15 protein-coding genes and 1 pseudogene are annotated in these 15,677 nt (G+C 71.4%); 10 read left to right on the plus strand and 6 right to left on the minus strand.

The window, feature by feature from the left end; genetic code table 11:
- The first annotated feature begins 95 nt into the window (after positions 1-95).
- From ACFC8N_RS28320 to ACFC8N_RS28345, 6 genes and pseudogenes are all read left to right on the plus strand, one after another.
- Complete coding sequence (locus ACFC8N_RS28320) at positions 96-686, plus strand: TIGR03086 family metal-binding protein (RefSeq protein WP_356030980.1); 591 nt, start codon at positions 96-98, stop codon at positions 684-686.
- A 62-nt stretch (positions 687-748) separates the two neighbouring features.
- Entirely contained in the window at positions 749-1,501 is a 753-nt protein-coding gene (locus ACFC8N_RS28325; RefSeq protein ID WP_376290883.1) for an MBL fold metallo-hydrolase, read from the plus strand.
- Positions 1,502-1,651: 150 nt separating this feature from the next.
- Positions 1,652-2,317: a GntR family transcriptional regulator gene (locus ACFC8N_RS28330; protein WP_356030982.1), complete on the plus strand. Its 666-nt coding sequence runs from the start codon at positions 1,652-1,654 to the stop codon at positions 2,315-2,317.
- The gene (locus ACFC8N_RS28335) at positions 2,314-3,225 is read left to right on the plus strand and encodes a dihydrodipicolinate synthase family protein (RefSeq protein WP_362818945.1); all 912 of its coding nucleotides are present in this window, start codon (positions 2,314-2,316) and stop codon (positions 3,223-3,225) included. The genes ACFC8N_RS28330 and ACFC8N_RS28335 overlap by 4 nt, the downstream gene beginning before the upstream one ends.
- The gene (gene araD, locus ACFC8N_RS28340) at positions 3,213-4,955 is read left to right on the plus strand and encodes an L-arabinonate dehydratase (RefSeq protein ID WP_376290887.1); all 1,743 of its coding nucleotides are present in this window, start codon (positions 3,213-3,215) and stop codon (positions 4,953-4,955) included. Before ACFC8N_RS28335 ends, araD begins: the two co-directional genes overlap by 13 nt.
- 80 nt (positions 4,956-5,035) lie before the next feature.
- Positions 5,036-5,810, plus strand: a pseudogene (locus tag ACFC8N_RS28345) (carbohydrate ABC transporter permease).
- A 203-nt stretch (positions 5,811-6,013) separates the two neighbouring features.
- Here the strand turns inward: ACFC8N_RS28345 and ACFC8N_RS28350 are convergent.
- Positions 6,014-6,475, minus strand: coding sequence for a hypothetical protein (locus ACFC8N_RS28350; RefSeq protein ID WP_376291011.1), 462 nt, complete (start codon positions 6,473-6,475; stop codon positions 6,014-6,016).
- Positions 6,445-6,915, minus strand: coding sequence for a hypothetical protein (locus ACFC8N_RS28355; RefSeq protein ID WP_376290890.1), 471 nt, complete (start codon positions 6,913-6,915; stop codon positions 6,445-6,447). The genes ACFC8N_RS28350 and ACFC8N_RS28355 overlap by 31 nt, the downstream gene beginning before the upstream one ends.
- 239 nt (positions 6,916-7,154) lie before the next feature.
- Between ACFC8N_RS28355 and ACFC8N_RS28360 the strand changes: the two genes are divergently transcribed.
- A complete protein-coding gene (locus ACFC8N_RS28360) occupies positions 7,155-7,952 on the plus strand; it encodes an HAD family acid phosphatase (RefSeq protein WP_376290893.1) in 798 nt (265 codons plus the stop codon).
- A 31-nt stretch (positions 7,953-7,983) separates the two neighbouring features.
- Here ACFC8N_RS28360 and ACFC8N_RS28365 read toward each other — a convergent pair whose 3' ends face one another.
- Both ACFC8N_RS28365 and ACFC8N_RS28370 read right to left on the minus strand, forming a co-directional pair.
- Positions 7,984-8,829: a hypothetical protein gene (locus ACFC8N_RS28365; protein ID WP_376290896.1), complete on the minus strand. Its 846-nt coding sequence runs from the start codon at positions 8,827-8,829 to the stop codon at positions 7,984-7,986.
- The gene (locus ACFC8N_RS28370) at positions 8,826-9,395 is read right to left on the minus strand and encodes a SigE family RNA polymerase sigma factor (protein WP_376290899.1); all 570 of its coding nucleotides are present in this window, start codon (positions 9,393-9,395) and stop codon (positions 8,826-8,828) included. The genes ACFC8N_RS28365 and ACFC8N_RS28370 overlap by 4 nt, the downstream gene beginning before the upstream one ends.
- 168 nt (positions 9,396-9,563) lie before the next feature.
- Between ACFC8N_RS28370 and ACFC8N_RS28375 the strand changes: the two genes are divergently transcribed.
- A complete protein-coding gene (locus tag ACFC8N_RS28375) occupies positions 9,564-10,961 on the plus strand; it encodes an NCS2 family permease (protein WP_356030991.1) in 1,398 nt (465 codons plus the stop codon).
- An 18-nt stretch (positions 10,962-10,979) separates the two neighbouring features.
- Here ACFC8N_RS28375 and ACFC8N_RS28380 read toward each other — a convergent pair whose 3' ends face one another.
- Together ACFC8N_RS28380 and ACFC8N_RS28385 are read right to left on the minus strand one after the other, a co-directional pair.
- Positions 10,980-12,434, minus strand: coding sequence for a penicillin-binding transpeptidase domain-containing protein (locus ACFC8N_RS28380; protein WP_362818933.1), 1,455 nt, complete (start codon positions 12,432-12,434; stop codon positions 10,980-10,982).
- A 95-nt stretch (positions 12,435-12,529) separates the two neighbouring features.
- Positions 12,530-13,303 carry an IclR family transcriptional regulator gene (locus ACFC8N_RS28385; protein ID WP_356030993.1) on the minus strand — a complete coding sequence of 258 codons (774 nt, stop codon included), beginning with the start codon at positions 13,301-13,303 and terminating at the stop codon, positions 12,530-12,532.
- Positions 13,304-13,476: 173 nt separating this feature from the next.
- On the opposite strand from ACFC8N_RS28385, the gene ACFC8N_RS28390 reads away from it, so the two are divergent.
- Together ACFC8N_RS28390 and ACFC8N_RS28395 are read left to right on the plus strand one after the other, a co-directional pair.
- Positions 13,477-15,006, plus strand: coding sequence for an aldehyde dehydrogenase (NADP(+)) (locus ACFC8N_RS28390; protein WP_376290902.1), 1,530 nt, complete (start codon positions 13,477-13,479; stop codon positions 15,004-15,006).
- Positions 15,007-15,053: 47 nt separating this feature from the next.
- On the plus strand, positions 15,054-15,662 hold the full coding sequence (locus ACFC8N_RS28395) for a DUF1349 domain-containing protein (RefSeq protein WP_362818929.1): 609 nt from the start codon (positions 15,054-15,056) through the stop codon (positions 15,660-15,662).
- Positions 15,663-15,677: the final 15 nt, after the last annotated feature.

The raw sequence follows: 15,677 nt of genomic DNA on the forward strand, positions 1-15,677 counted from the left end.
CGGGAACGGGCGGGACCGATGAGTTTCCGCGCGCCGGCCGGTCTGTCCTTCGTACGGGAGCACAGGTATCGCGACCCTGAAGGAGTGAGGCAGACATGACCACGTTCGACCTCGGACCCCAGACCAGAGCCGTGGCGCGGCTCGCCGAGTCCGTGACCGACGAGCAGCTGGCCGGCCCGACCCCCTGCCCGGACCTGGCGGTGCGCAACCTGCTGGGCCACCTGCTGGGACTGTCCGTGGCCTTCCGCGACGCGGCGCGCAAGGACCTCGGCCCCACGACCGACACCAACCCGAACGCCGCCGTCCCGGACATCGGCCCCGGCTGGCGCGAGGAACTGCCCAAGGCGCTGGACGAGCTGGCCGACGCCTGGCGCGACCCGGCCGCGTGGACCGGGGACACCCGGGCCGGTGGCGTGGACCTGCCGGCGGCGGTCGCGGGCGCGGTCGTCGCCGACGAACTGGTCGTCCACGGGTGGGACCTGGCGCGCGCCACGGGCCAGGACTACGCCCCCGACCCGGCCGCGCTGGGCTCGGCGCTCACGTTCCTGCGCGCCGCCGCGAATGATCCGAACCGCGGGAACGGGCTGTTCGGGCCGGTGGTCGAGGTGCCGGAGTCCGCGACGCTGCTGGACCGGACGATCGGGCTGAGCGGCCGGGACCCCGGGTGGCGGCCGGTACCGGCCTGACAACACGCAGGAGGGCCCGAGTTGCCGCGTGTCCGGTTCACCCGGCGCCGTACTCTCGTCCCATGCCCCTCACCCTCACCGTCCTCGGCACCGCCTCCCCGCACCCCGGGCCCGACCGGCCGTGCTCGGGGTACCTGCTGGCCGGTGGGGGCGCGGAGGTGTGGGTGGATGCGGGGCCCGGGTCGTTCGCGGAATTGCAGCGGCACACGGATCCGGCGCGGCTGACCGCGATCTGGATCTCCCATCTGCACGCGGACCACAGCGCCGATCTGCTCGCCGCCGCCTACGCCTTCGCCTTCGGCGGGGCGACCCCGCACGCGCCGGTCCCCGTGTACGCCCCGCAGGACTGCGCCCAGAGGCTGGCCGGCTTCCTCGGGCGGGCGGACGTCGACTTCCTCAAGGGCGTCCTCGACTTCCGCGCCCTGTACGACGGCCACGACGTCCGGCACTGGAACCTGCGGCTGACCGCCCGTGCCGTCGCCCACGACACCGAGGCGTACGGACTGCGCGCCGAGTGCCAGGGCAGTGTCCTCGCGTACTCCGGGGACAGCGGGCCGTGCGCGGCGCTCGGTGAACTCGCCTCCCGCGCCGACCTGTTCCTGTGCGAGGCCGACATCGACGTCCATCGCGAAGGCGAACAGGTGCACCTCACGCCGGAGGACGCCGGGCGCATCGCCCGGGAGGCGCGGGTGCGCGAGCTGCTCGTCACCCACGTCGGTCCCACGCTCACCCGCGAGGCGGCCACCGCGCGCGCCGCCGCGGTGGCGGGCCGGCCCACCCGCGCCGCCGTCGAGGGCGACACCCGCACCTGCTGAGGCACCCCGGCCCGGAACCCCGACGTCCTCCGAGGCCCCCGGCTTCCTTTGTCAGAAGCATTGACGAAACACGGGCCCCCTCCTACCTTCAACGCGTCGTACTTCATACGTCATATATGAGACGCGATATGTGAGATCCGAGAGGGCCGCATGACCTCAGTGCCCACCCCGATCCCGTCCCGCACGCAGTACGTGCTGGACGCGATCAAACACCGCATCCTCACCGGGCAGTTGACGCCCGGTCAGGCTCTGGTCGAGACGGAGCTGGCCGCGCAGTTCGGGGTGTCCAAGACCCCGGTGCGCGAGGCGCTGAAGACCCTCGCCGGGACCGGGCTGGTCGTGATGAGCCAGTACAAGGGCGTCACGGTGCGCATGGTGGACGCGGACATGGCACGCGAGGTCTACGACGTACGGCTCCTGCTGGAGCCCGAGGCGCTGCGCAGGGCCGTCCGGCGCGGCGCCCGTCTCGACGCCGCGCGCGACGCGCTGGCCCGTGCCGACGGCGCCACCGACACCGCCGAACGCTCCCTGGCCAACCGGGAGTTCCACCGCGCGCTGTACCTGCCGTGCGGCAACCCGCTGCTCGGCCGGATGCTCGACGAGGTCCGCGACCAGGCCGCCCTCGTCTCCGCCGTCGCCTGGGCCACCGACCCCTCCTGGGAGCGGGAGGCCGCCGAGCACCGGGAGATCCTGCGGCTCGCGCTCGCCGGCGACGCCGACGCGGCCGCCGGCGCCCTGCACGCCCACATCGCGTCCTTCGTCCAGCGCGCGTTCCCCTCGGACGGCGACCCCCACTCAGAGGAAGGCCATGCATGAGCAGCGTGACGTTCGAGAGCAGGCGGGCGGCCCTGGCCGACGTGGTGGCCATCCCGGTGACCCCGTTCGCCGCGGACGGCTCCGTCGACACCGGCGCCCACCGGGCCCTGCTGCGCCGCCTGCTCGGCGGCGGGATCACGACCCTCACCCCGAACGGCAACACCGGCGAGTTCTACGCCCTCGCCCCCGAAGAACGCCGTCTGGTCGCCGAGCTGACCGTCGAGGAGGCCGGGGAGCGCGCGGCGGTCCTCGTCGGCGTCGGACACGACCTGCCCACCGCCATCGCCTCCGCCCGGCACGCGCGCGACCTCGGCGCCGGGATGGTCATGGTCCACCAGCCCGTGCACCCCTACGTCTCGCCGGCCGGCTGGGTCGACTACCACCGAGCCATCGCCGAGTCCGTGCCCGAGCTGGGCGTGGTGCCGTACCTGCGCAGCGCCCAGCTGCCCGGCGCCCGGCTCGCCGAACTCGCCGACCACTGCCCGAACGTCATCGGCGTGAAGTACGCCGTACCGGACGCCGCCCGCTTCGCCGCCTTCGCGCGCGACGCCGGTCTCGACCGCTTCGTCTGGGTCGCCGGACTAGCCGAGCCGTACGCCCCCTCCTACTTCTCGGCGGGCGCCACCGGCTTCACCTCCGGCCTCGTGAACGTCGCCCCGGCCGTCTCGCTGAACATGCTCGAAGCGCTGAGATCCGGCGACCACCCGGCCGCCATGAAGGTCTGGGAGCAGATCCGCCGCTTCGAGGAACTGCGCGCCGCCCACGGCTCGGCCAACAACGTCACCGTCGTCAAGGAGGCCCTCGCCTCGCTCGGCCTGTGCCGCCGCGACGTGCGCCCGCCGAGCCGGCCGCTGCCCGAGGACGAGCGTGCCGAGGTCGCCGCCATCGCCGCCGGATGGCCGATATGAGCGCCCCGCGCAAGCGCCCCGAGGACCTGAGAAGCCACCGGTGGTACGGCACCGACGGCCTGCGCTCCTTCAGTCACCGCGCCCGCACCCGCCAGCTCGGCTACCTCCCCGAGGAGCACCTCGGCAAGCCGGTCATCGCGATCCTCAACACCTGGTCCGACATCAACCCGTGCCATGCGCACCTGCGCGACCGTGCGCAGGCCGTGAAGCGGGGGGTGTGGCAGGCGGGGGGCTTCCCGCTCGAATTCCCGGTCTCCACGCTCAGCGAGACCTTCCAGAAGCCGACCCCGATGCTCTACCGCAACCTCCTCGCGATGGAGACCGAGGAGCTGCTGCGCTCCTACCCCGTCGACGGCGCGGTCCTCATGGGCGGCTGCGACAAGTCGACGCCCGCCCTGCTCATGGGCGCGGCGAGCGTCGACCTCCCGGCCGTCTTCGTCCCGGCCGGGCCCATGCTCCCGGGCCACTGGCGCGGCGAGGTCCTCGGCTCCGGCACCGACATGTGGAAGTACTGGGACGACAAGCGCGCCGGCCTCATCGGCGACTGCGAGATGGCCGAGCTGGAGAGCGGTCTGGCCCGCTCGCCCGGCCACTGCATGACCATGGGCACGGCGTCCACGCTGACGGCCGCCGCCGAGGCCCTCGGCGTGACCGTGCCGGGCGCGTCCAGCATTCCGGCGGTGGACTCGGGGCACGACCGGATGGCGGCGCGGGCGGGCCTGACCGCCGTCGAACTCGTGCACCGGGACCGCCGGTTGAGCCACCTCCTCACCCGGGACGCCTTCGAGGACGCCGTCACCACCGTGCTCGGGCTCGGCGGCTCCACCAACGCCGTGATCCATCTGATCGCCATGGCCGGCCGGGCGGGCGTGCGGCTCACCCTGGACGACTTCGACCGGATCGCCCGCACGGTGCCCGTCCTCGCCAACGTCCGCCCCGGCGGCCGGACCTACCTCATGGAGGACTTCCACTTCGCCGGCGGGCTGCCCGGCTTCCTCTCCCGGATCCCGGACCTGCTCCACCTCGACCGGCCGACGGTCGCGTACGACACCCTGCGCGAGCAGCTCGACGGCGCCCGGGTGCACCACGACGACGTCATCCGGACCCGCGACAACCCGGTCGCGCGCGAGGGCGGGGTCGCCGTACTGCGCGGCAACCTCTGCCCGGACGGCGCGGTCATCAAGCACATCGCCGCCGAGCCCCACCTGCTCAAGCACACCGGCCCGGCGGTCGTCTTCGACGACTACCGGACCATGCAGCGCACCATCAACGACCCCGCGCTCGGCATCACCGCCGACAGCGTGCTGGTGCTGCGCGGCTCGGGCCCCAAGGGCGGTCCGGGCATGCCCGAGTACGGCATGCTGCCCATCCCGGACCACCTGCTGAAGCAGGGGGTGCGCGACATGGTCCGGATCTCCGACGCCCGGATGAGCGGCACGAGTTACGGCGCCTGCGTGCTGCACGTCGCCCCGGAGTCGTACGTCGGCGGACCGCTGGCGCTGGTGCGCACCGGCGACCTCATCACCCTCGACGTCGCGGCACGCACCCTCCGACTCGACGTCGACGACGAGGAGTTGGCGCGCCGCCGGGCGCAGTGGACAGCGCCGCCCGTGCGCCACGAGCGCGGATACGGCGCGCTCTACGCCGAGCAGATCACCCAGGCGGACACCGGCTGCGACTTCGAGTTCCTCGCGCGGCCGGGCACGGTGCGGGAACCGTACGCGGGCTGAGCCCGGCCTCGTTCACGCCTTTCCGTGGCCGAGATCTCGAACAACGATCGGCAAGCGCTTACTCGGAACGGAGAACAGTCATGGCCCAAGCCGCAGCCGTGGCGAAACCGCCCGCGCCACCCCGGCGGCGCCGTGCCTCCGCGACCCCGCGCAGGCTGCCGTACCTGCTGATCGCCCCGGCGGCCCTGCTGATGCTGGGCTTCATCGCCTACCCGGTGCTCAGCGTCTTCTCCTACAGCCTGCAGAACGACAACCCCACCAAGCCGTGACGGAACGGCTTCGCGGGCCTCGGCAACTTCACCCAGGCCTTCGCCCACGACCCCCAGTTCTGGGACACGCTGACCTTCAGCGCCAAGTGGGTCGTGGTGGAAGTCGGGTTGCAGCTGCTGTTCGTACTCGCGCTCGCCCTCATCGTCAACCAGACCTTCGTCGGACGGTCGCTGGGCCGCGCCCTGGTCTTCTCCCCGTGGGCCGTCTCCGGCGTGCTGACCTCCGCGATCTGGGTGATGCTCTACAACTCCCAGACGGGCACCACCCGTTACCTCGCCGACGCGGGGCTCGGGTCGTACGGCACCAGCTGGCCCTCGGACACCTAGACCGTCTTCCCGGCGGCGGTCGTCGCCGACCTCTGGCGGGGCGTGCCCTTCTTCGCGATCCTCATCCTCGCCGACCTCCAGTCCGTCTCCGAGGACCTGCTCTACACCCTGACCGGCGGCGGCCCGGCGGGGGGGGAGAGAGACCACGACCCTTCCCGTCTGCATCGCCCGCACCAGCGTCGACGTGGCGTTCGTGATCCTGCGCTTCTGCTCGATCGTCTATCTGCGGCTGAGCAAGTTCGGAGGTGAGACCAAGTGATCACCGAGATCGCTCCCGCGGCGGAGCAGCGCACGGCGCCCGCGCCGGCCCGGCCCCGCGGCGGACGCCGCGCCTGGGACGAGGTCCCGCGTCGGCAGAACCGTCTACAACGCCCGTAAGCCGGACGGCTCACTGCCGGCCACGACGTTCCTGACGACGGGCGGCACGGCGATCGGCGCGACCATGAACTGAACGCCTGAGGACTACCGGGACGCCACGAAGGGGCGGAACCGCGCCAGGGCGTCCCGGTAGTCCCCGGCGACGGGATCGCCGGGAGGCAGGGGGTGGACCCGCAGAAGGTCCTCGGCGGCGTCCAGTGCCGCGGCGGCGAGTTCGGGCCCGGTGGTCCGACCGAGGAGCCCGTCCCGCCCGGACACGGACACATGGTGCTCGGCCCGCCGCAGAACGAGCGTGAACGACGTGTCGACCCCGTTGTACCGGAGGTACCGGACGTCGCCCCGCAGAAAGCCGCGGAGCTGGTCCAGCAGGGTGACGACCGACAGGTGGATCATCATGCCCTGATCCGGAACACGGCCGGCCGAGTCGGCCGTGCCGAGGTCCCCGGTGACGACCATGTCCCCCAGGTCGAAGCCGGTGGCCTCCCCCTGCCCCGGCCGCACACTGCACCGCACGGTCACCGGGCCCAGCCCGTGTCGCCGCCCCACACCGCCTCCAGATCGTCGCACCGCACCGTGACGGTAGCGTCGGTCAACTCGATCTCGTGGACGCAGCCGCCGTTCTCGTCGGGAAGCACCTCGTCCAGGAGCACCGTGTCGACCGCCATCCAGTCGATGGCACGGTGGTAGTCGACGGCGAAGTGCCGCACCCCCGAGTAGCTGACGCGCAGCCCGGAGTCGTGCTTCCACCGGTTGGGCGCGAACTCCAGCACCAGCCCCCCGCTCCTGTCGGTCGCGAGCCGCACCCCGGCCAGTTCCAGGTCCTTCACACAGCGGGCGGCACCGGGAATGTCGTAGTGCCCGGGATCGGACACGAAGGCCCAGGCGCCGGGCGGCAACTCGCCTCGCAGGCGCGGCAGTTCATGGAGATAGGCGCGGGGGTCGAGGAAGAACCCGTGCTGTTCCCAGTGCACGTCGACGAATTTCATGCTCACGATCCTCCCCCCTCGACCGGACCGCTCGGGTCACCCCGAGGGCGCTCGGCGGTCACCTCCGTGACCTGGGCCCGGAGTTGGCGCGCGGCGGGGAAGTCCGCCGCAAGGAGGGTGGCGTGTCGTGGGACCGTCATCGTATCGATCGGGTAACACCGCTCGCCCAGCAGGGTGTGATGCGCGTAGACAGTCCGTGACCTGGTACATCACTCTCAACAACCGGATCCGGAGTTTTCATGCGGAAGTCCCACAGAGTCGCCGCCGTCGGAGCCGCCTGCGCCATCGCCGGTGCCGCGCTGTACGGCGCGGGTGCGGCCGGTGCCCGGCAGTCGACCGCCGACTCGACCCACGAGCCCTACAACATCGGGCAGTTGGTGAAGGACATCGACACCTACTACGGCACCACCGCCGACAGCAACGGTGTCTACCAGGCGTCGCCCGACAGCCCGTACGCCAAGGACCTGGCGCGCATCGACGCCGACGCCAGGGCCTACATCGACAGGGCCGCCCGCAAGGCGCACCGGCACGGCGAGAAGCCGGCCGTCATGTTCGACATCGACGACACACTGCTGCTCAGCCTGGACTACGAGAAGCGGTACAACTACACGTACAACTCCACCACGTGGAACGACTACGTGAACCGCGCCGACCGGCCGGCCGTCTTCGGCAGCCCCGAACTGGTCCGCTACGCGCAGTCCAGGGGCGTCGAGGTCTTCTACAACTCCGGTCTCACCGAGGCCCAGCGCACCGCCGCCGTCGCCAACCTGAAGAGGGTCGGCGCCGATGTGAACCTCGACGCCGACCACATGTTCCTCAAGAACGCCGCCAACCCGCCCGCTTACCTGAGCGGTTGCGCCACGCAGGGCAGCTGGAAGTGCACGACCGTGCAGTACAAGTCCGGCACCCGCCGGCACATCGAGGACGACCTCGGCTACGAGATCATCGCCAACTTCGGCGACCAGTACTCGGACCTGGACGGCGGCTTCGCCGACCGGACGTACAAGCTGCCGAACCCGACGTACTTCGTGTCCTGACGGCCGTACCGCGTTTCTCCCGGGGGCGCGGTCAGCCGTGCTTCGCGAAGTCGCCCTTCACCGCATAGCCGGTGCCGTCCGCGGTGCCCGTGACGGTGTAGCCGTCGGCCTTCGCGTCCCGGCCGCCGCGCCCGTGGTCGTACTGTCCCGCGAACACCCACTCGCCCGCCGGGACCGTACGGCCCTCCTTGAGGGTCCAGGTGTAGACGAGGAAGCCGCCCCGCTCCTCGACCGTCTGCGTGAAGTCCGTCTCCGGCAGGGAGCGCCAGTCGCCCGTGGAGGACACTCCACCGGTCTGAGCAACCTTCAACTCGACCGTGAGCGAGCTCAGTTGCTTCGACGTCCTCAGGGTCAGATCGCTCTGTGCCCAGAAGTCGTTGCTGTGCGGGTCGACCGAGCCGTCCGACCACAGGGGGCCCTGCTGTTCGCTGCGGGCCACGGGCGGCCGCGCGGAGGCGTCCGGCGTGCGGGACGGGGAGGAAACCGGCGCGCGCGTCGCGTGGGTGGCGCCCGCGCCGGGCGCCGGGTTCGTGGTGCCCGCCGACGGGTGAGCGGTCGTCGCGTGCGGCGTCGGCGTCGGGGTCGGGGTCGGCGAGACCGCGACCGTCTGTTGCGCGGGAGACCTGTCCCGCACGGCGGACGCCACCGCGTACCCGCCGACCGTCAGCACGCTCGCGACCGCCGCGGTGGCCCCGACCACCCGGGCCCAGCCCCACGCCGGCGGGCGGGTGGCCCGGCGGTCGGGGCGGGGGGAGCCGGCGGGCGCGGTCATGCCGCGCTCCACGCGGGCCAGGATGCGCGCACGGTCCGGCTCGTGGACCCCGGCCGCCTCGTGCAGCCGGGCGCGCAGCTCGTCGTGCACGTCCTGCTGCCTCATCGGTTTCTTCCTCCGCTCTCGCCGGTCCGGGCGGCCGTCGCCGCGTGCACCCGCCGCGGATCGCCCCGGGGGCCGAGCAGCCGTTGCAGCTCGGCCATGCCCTTGGACGTCTGGCTCTTCACCGTACCCACCGACACCCCGAGTGCGAGGGCGGTGTCCTTCTCCGAGAGGTCGAACGCGTGCCGCAGCACCACACAAACCCGTTTGCGGAACGGCAGTCCCCGCAGCGCCTCCCGCACGTCCACCACACCGGCCACGTCCGGGTCCTCGGTCCGCTCCTCGCGGTGCGACCAGAACAGCGCGATCCGGCGCCGCTCGCGCACGGCGCTGCGGATCCGGGTGCGGGCCAGGTTGGCGACCACGCCGCGCGCGTACGCCACCGGGTGGTCGGCGGCGCGGACCCGGTCCCAGCGGTGCCACAGCGCCAGCAGCGCTTCCGCCGCGAGATCGTCCGCGGCGTCGGACTCGCCGGTCAACAGGTAGGCCAGACGGGAGAGTTCGGCGTAGTGCTGTTCGAAGAAGGCGCGGAACTCCACGGAGGCGGCGTCGTCGACGACTGTGCCCACGGGTGACCTCTTCTCGGTGCGGCTCTCGGGTGACGGTACGGGGTGTCGGACAACGTATGGTCCACCGAACCAGATTCCGTAACACAGGGAAAACCTGAAACAGGTTGAACAGGGGAACAATCCAGCCAGCATCCGCAAGCCGATCACCAGGTCACGAGGAGTGGCACGATGTCAGTGGACCGGTATTTCCGGATCTCCGAGCGGGGATCCACGTTCGGCCGGGAGATACGCGGCGGCTTCGCCACGTTCTTCACCATGGCCTACATCCTTGTCCTGAATCCGATCATCCTGGGAAGCGCCAAGGACAAGTACGGGCACACGCTCGACACCGGCCAACTCGTCACCGCCACCGCGCTGGTGGCGTGTGTGATGACGATCATCATGGGCGTCGGCGGCAACCTGCCGCTCGCGATCGCCGCCGGCCTCGGCCTGAACGCCGTCGTCGCCTTCCAGCTCGCCCCGCTGATGAGCTGGCCCGACGCGATGGGCCTCGTCGTCCTGGAAGGCCTGATCATCTGCCTCCTGGTCCTCACCGGGCTCCGGGAAGCGATCATGAACGCGATCCCGCACCAGCTGAAGCAGGCCATCGGCGTCGGCATCGGCCTGTTCATCGCGTTCATCGGCTTCGTCGACGCCGGGTTCGTCAGCCGCATCCCGGACGCCGCGAACACCACCGTGCCCGTGCAGCTCGGCGCCGTCGGACGCCTCACCGGCTGGCCCGTGCTGGTCTTCTGCCTCGGTGTGCTGCTGACCATCGCCCTGCTCGCCCGCAAGGTGAAGGGCGCGATCCTCATCAGCATCGTGACGATGACCGTTGTCGCGATCGTCATCGACTCCGTCGCCGGCATCAAGAGCTGGGGCCTGACCACGCCCAAGGTCCCGGACCGGATCGTCGCCGCCCCGGACTTCGGACTCATCGGTCACTTCAGCGTGTTCGGCGGCTTCGGCAAGGCCGGCGTGCTCACCGCCGTCCTGCTCGTCTTCACCCTGATCCTGTCGGACTTCTTCGACGCCATGGGCACGATCGTCGGCATCAGCGCCGAGGCCGGGCTGCTGGACGAGCGGGGCCAGGTGCCCGGCATCGGCCGCGTGCTGTTCATCGACGGCGCCGCCGCCGTCGCGGGCGGCCTCGGCTCCGCCTCCTCCAACACCGCCTACATCGAGTCGGCGGCCGGCGTCGGGGAGGGCGCCCGCACCGGCCTCGCCAACCTCGTCACCGGCGGCCTCTTCGGCCTCGCCCTCTTCCTCACCCCGCTGCTCACCATCGTCCCGCTCCAGGCGGCGGCGCCCGCGCTGATCGCGGTGGGCTTCCTGATGATGACCCACGTCAAGCACATCGACTGGGACCGGTACGAGATCGCGATCCCGGCGTTCCTCACGATCGCCGCGATGCCGTTCACCTACTCCATCACCGACGGCATCGGAGCCGGTTTCGTGGCCTACGTGCTCATCAAGACGGTGCTGGGGAAGGCGAAGGAGGTCAACTGGCTGCTGTGGGGGGTCTCGGCGCTGTTCCTCGTGTACTTCGCCATCGACCCCGTGGAGCAGATCCTCGGGGTGAAGTGAGGGGTGAGGCGCGGCGGCCTACGTCAGCGCCGCCCGCATCATCGCCTTCGCCACCGGTGCCGCCAGGCCGTTGCCGCTGACTTCCGACCTCGCCGCGTCCGACTGCTCGACCAGCACCGCGACGGCGACTTCCTTGCCGCTGCTGTCGGACGTGCCGAAGGACGTGAACCAGGCGTACGGCGTCTTGCTGTTGTTCGGGCCGTGCTGGGCGGTGCCGGTCTTGCCGCCGACGGTGACGCCGTCGATCAGGGCGTTCGTGCCGGTGCCGTCCTTGACCACCGTCTCCATCGCCGACTGGAGCTGCTCGGCGGTGGAGGAGCTGACGATCTCCTTGGTCCCGGCGTCGGAGTCGTAGTCCTTCACCACATCGCCGCCGCTGTCGGTGATCTGGGACACCATGTGCGGCGAGACCAGCTTGCCGCCGTTGGCTATGGCCGCGGACACCATGGCCATCTGGAGCGGGGTCGCCGTGACGTCGAACTGGCCGATGCCGGACAGTCCGGTCTGCGCCTTGTCCATGTGCGACGGGTAGACGCTGGCGTAGGCCCGCACCGGCACATCGAGCTTGTCGTCGTTGAAGCCGAACTTCTCGGCCATGGCCCTCACCTTGTCCTGCCCGAGGTCGACGGCCATCTTGCCGAAGACGTTGTTGCAGGAGTACTGCAGGGCGACCCGGATGGAGGCGTTCTCGCACGGGGCCGACGGGTTCTCGTTGGCCAGCGGCCGCACCGTGCCCGGCAGGGTGTACGGGTTGGGGCTGGCGGTGTGTTCGTCCACGTTCTTGTAGAGCCCGTCCTCCAGCGCGGCAGCCGCCACGACCAGCTTGAACGTCGAACCCGGCGGCAGCGGCTGGCGCAGCGCCCGGTTGGTCAGCGGCTTGTTCTTGTCCGCGTTGAGCTGCTTCCAGGCGGCACCGGCCGTGTCGGCGTCGGTCAGCGAGGAGGGGTCGTACGACGGCGTCGACACCGCCGCGAGGATCTTGCCGGTCTTCGGGTCGATCGCGACGGCCGCGCCCTTCTTGTCACCGAGGGCCTGGTAGGCGGCCTTCTGGACGGCCGGGTCGATCGTGGTGAGCACGTTGCCCGGGTCGGCCCGCTCGCCGGTGAGCGTGCTCAGCACGGTCTTCAGCTTGGGATCCGTGCCGTTGAGCAGGTCCTGGTAGATGCCCTCCAGTTGGGTGGGGGCGTAGGCCTGCGAGGCGTAGCCCGTCACCGCGGCGTAGAGCTTGCCGTCCGTGTACGTCCGCTTGTAAGCGAGATCGCTCCCTGTCGTCCGCGTCGAGCCGGTGATCGCGTTTCCGGCCACGATGATGTTCCCGAGCGGCCGCGAGTACGTCTCGATCGCGCCCCGTCGGTTGTCGTTGTCGTCCGCGAGGGCCTTGCCGTCGTAGAACTGCACCCACGTCGCCCTGACCAGCAGAGCGAGTACGAGCAGCATCGTGAAGACGGACGCCCGCCTGATCGTCTTGTTCATCCCGCTCAGGAGGACGAGCGAGAAGGGGCCGATCGTTCCCGTACGCCCGATTTCTTATCGAACGCTCAGGAACACCGGCCCCGCACGGCGTCCGGTCAGAGCCTGCGCGTCGCGAGCGTCAGCCGGTCGCGGGCGTCGAACAGCGCGTCCTTGATCATCTGCTCGTGGGCGGGCGTGAGCCGGGCCACCGGCACCGAGCAGCTGATCGCGTCCCGGGCCGGGGTGCGGTACGGGATCGCCACGCCGAAGCAGCGCAGGCCGAGCGTGTTCTCCTCGCGGTCGACCGCGAAGCCCTGCTCCCGCACCTGGTGCAGCTCCTCGATGAGCCTCTCGCGGTCGGTGATCGTGTGCTCGGTCAGCGCCGGGAGGGTCTCCGGGAGGAGCTTGCGTACCTGCTCGTCGGCGTACGTGGCGAGGATCGCCTTGCCGAGCGAGGTGGAGTGCGCGGGCAGCCGGCGGCCGACCCGGGTGAAGGGGCGCAGATAGTGCTGGGACTGGCGGGTGGCCAGATAGACGACGTTCGTGCCGTCGAGACGCGCCAGGTGGATCGTCTCCGTGGTGTCGTCCGACAGCCGGTCCAGCGTCGGGCGGGCCGCGGCCACCACCTCGTCGCCGTCGATGTACGACGTGCCGACCAGCAGCGCCCGCACCCCGATGCCGTACCGCGTGCCCGTCGCGTCCGTCTCCACCCAGCCCAGCTCCACGAGGGTGCGCAGCAGCATGTACAGGCTGGACTTGGGGTATCCCACGGCCTCCTGGACCGCCGCGAGGGAGTGCATGCCAGGGCGGCCGGCGAAGTACTCGAGCAGCTCAACGGTCCGTACCGCGGACTTGACCTGCGCCCCGCCCCCTGCGTCGCCTGCCGTCATCGCCCTTGACCCCTTCGTTCGACGAGACCTGGATGTTCGGGGCCCTGGATATTCAGGACCCGGGATATGTAGTCTCCGAGCATTGAATTCATCATCAGAGACAGCGTTCAGTATATCGAACGCGGCTGATGGGTGACCCAGTTAAGCGCAGTCTCGTCTGGAGAGGACCCGCGGTGGCAGCAGCACCAGTCTGGAGTGTCGACCCGCGCACCGGGAAGCAGCGTGAACAGGTTGCGGTGGAGGCCACAGCCCAGGAGGTGGACGCCGTGGTCCGGGCGGCACACGCCGCGCGCGGCGCCCTCACCGACCGCACGGTCCGCGCCGCCTTCCTGCGCTCCGCCGCCGACGGCCTGGACGCGGCCAGGGACGGCCTCGTCGAGACCGCCGACGCCGAGACCGCGCTCGGCCCGGTCCGGCTCACCGGCGAACTCGCCCGCACCAGCTACCAGTTGCGGGCCTTCGCCGGCATCGTCGACGAGGGCGCCTTCCTCGACGTCGTCATCGACCACCCCGACGACACCGCCACCCCGCCCGTCCCGGACCTGCGCCGCTACAAGGTGCCGCTCGGCGTCGTCGCCGTCTACTCGGCCTCCAACTTCCCCTTCGCCTTCTCCGTCGCCGGCGGCGACACCGCGAGCGCGCTCGCCGCGGGCTGCCCCGTCGTCGTCAAGGCCCACCCCGACCACCCGGCCCTGTCCGAGCTGGTCGCCAAGGTGCTGCGCCGGGCCGCCGCCGGACACGGCATCCCCGAAGGCGTCGTCGGCCTCGTGCACGGCTTCGAGGCGGGCATCGAGCTGATCAGGCACCCGCAGATCGCGGCCGCGGGCTTCACCGGTTCCGTACGGGGCGGGCGGGCGCTCTTCGACGCCGCCGCCGCGCGCCCGGTGCCGATCCCGTTCCACGGCGAACTCGGCTCGCTCAACCCGGTCCTCGTGACCGAGGCGGCCGTCGCCGAGCGCGCCGAGGCGATCGGCACCGGGCTCGCCGGCTCCATGACCCTCGGGGCCGGGCAGTTCTGCGTCAAGCCCGGCCTGGTGCTCGTACCGTCCGGCGCGGCCGGGGACCGGCTGGTCAAGTCCCTCACCGACGCGGTCAGCGACACCGACGCGGGGGTCCTGCTCGACCACCGCATGCGGGACAACTTCGTCGCCGGGGTCGAGGAGCGGGCCCGCCTCGCGGACGTCGACTCGCCCGTCACACCCGGCGCGGGCGGCGAGCACACGGTCAGCGCGGGGTTCCTCACGGTGCCGGCGGCGAAGCTGACCGAGGAGGGCGCCTACGACCTGCTGCTGGAGGAGTGCTTCGGGCCGGTCTCGGTCGTGGCCCGCTACGCGGACGAGGCCGAGGCGAGCGCCGTGCTCTCGCGGCTGCCGGGCAACCTGACCGCCACGGTCCAGGTGTCCGCGGAGGAGGCCGCCGGGCAGGGCCGGGGACCGGAGCTGCTCGCCTCGCTGACCCCGCTGGCCGGGCGCGTGGTCGTGAACGCGTGGCCGACGGGCGTCGCCGTGGCGCCGGCCCAGCACCACGGCGGACCGTACCCGGCCACGACCTCCACGTCCACGTCCGTGGGCGGTACGGCCATCGAGCGCTGGCTGCGCCCGGTGGCCTACCAGAACGCGCCCACCGCACTGCTGCCCGCCGAGCTGACGGACGAGAACCCGCTGGGGCTTCCCCGGCGGTTCAACGGGGTCCTGGAGCGGTAGGCGGGAAGACCCGGGCCGGCTCGGAAGTCCCCTGACACAATCGGACGATGGACGTGGAACTCCCCGAACTCCCCTTCCCCCTGCGCACCTACGGCCCCGAAGGACACTGGTCCTACGAGGACGGCGTGCTGACCGGCTGGGCCGGTCCCCGCCAGGACCGGTTCGTCCCGCCCACCGGTGCGGCCCTCGACCCCGCCGCCGACGCGCCCCGGCTGCTGGGGGCACCCGAGGGGGACTTCCAGCTGATCGCCCGGGTGACCGTGGGGTTCCGGGCGGCCTTCGACGCCGGCGTGCTGTACGTGCACGTCGGCGAACGGGCCTGGGCCAAGCTGTGCCTGGAGTACTCCCCGGACGTGCCCACCGTCTGCACGGTGGTCACCCGGGGACACTCCGACGACTGCAACTCCTTCACGGTGGACGGAAGTTCGGTCTGGCTGCGGATCAGCCGCACCGGCCGGGCCTTCGCCTTCCACGCCTCCCGGGACGGCGAGACCTGGACCTTCGTCCGGCTCTTCACCCTGGGCGACGAGAAGGAGACCGGCGACGCGCTGGTCGGGTTCATGACGCAGTCGCCGATGGGGGAGGGGTGTGTGGTGACGTACGACCACATCGAGGTCAGACCGAGCTGGCCCCAGGACCTGAGGGACGGGAGTTAGCGGGCACCTCCGGCG

This window comes from Streptomyces sp. NPDC055966 (assembly GCF_042269865.1).
Classification (GTDB): Bacteria; Actinomycetota; Actinomycetes; order Streptomycetales; family Streptomycetaceae; genus Streptomyces.

Coding starts and splice junctions, on each gene's coding strand:
- ACFC8N_RS28395 (WP_362818929.1), top strand. CDS start 15,054: ATGGACGTGGAACTCCCCGAACTCCCCTTCCCCCTGCGCACCTACGGC.
- ACFC8N_RS28320 (WP_356030980.1), top strand. CDS start 96: ATGACCACGTTCGACCTCGGACCCCAGACCAGAGCCGTGGCGCGGCTC.
- araD (WP_376290887.1), top strand. CDS start 3,213: ATGGCCGATATGAGCGCCCCGCGCAAGCGCCCCGAGGACCTGAGAAGC.
- ACFC8N_RS28355 (WP_376290890.1), bottom strand. CDS start 6,915: ATGAAATTCGTCGACGTGCACTGGGAACAGCACGGGTTCTTCCTCGAC.
- ACFC8N_RS28385 (WP_356030993.1), bottom strand. CDS start 13,303: ATGACGGCAGGCGACGCAGGGGGCGGGGCGCAGGTCAAGTCCGCGGTA.
- ACFC8N_RS28335 (WP_362818945.1), top strand. CDS start 2,314: ATGAGCAGCGTGACGTTCGAGAGCAGGCGGGCGGCCCTGGCCGACGTG.
- ACFC8N_RS28360 (WP_376290893.1), top strand. CDS start 7,155: ATGCGGAAGTCCCACAGAGTCGCCGCCGTCGGAGCCGCCTGCGCCATC.
- ACFC8N_RS28330 (WP_356030982.1), top strand. CDS start 1,652: ATGACCTCAGTGCCCACCCCGATCCCGTCCCGCACGCAGTACGTGCTG.
- ACFC8N_RS28325 (WP_376290883.1), top strand. CDS start 749: ATGCCCCTCACCCTCACCGTCCTCGGCACCGCCTCCCCGCACCCCGGG.
- ACFC8N_RS28380 (WP_362818933.1), bottom strand. CDS start 12,434: ATGAACAAGACGATCAGGCGGGCGTCCGTCTTCACGATGCTGCTCGTA.
- ACFC8N_RS28365 (WP_376290896.1), bottom strand. CDS start 8,829: ATGAGGCAGCAGGACGTGCACGACGAGCTGCGCGCCCGGCTGCACGAG.
- ACFC8N_RS28375 (WP_356030991.1), top strand. CDS start 9,564: ATGTCAGTGGACCGGTATTTCCGGATCTCCGAGCGGGGATCCACGTTC.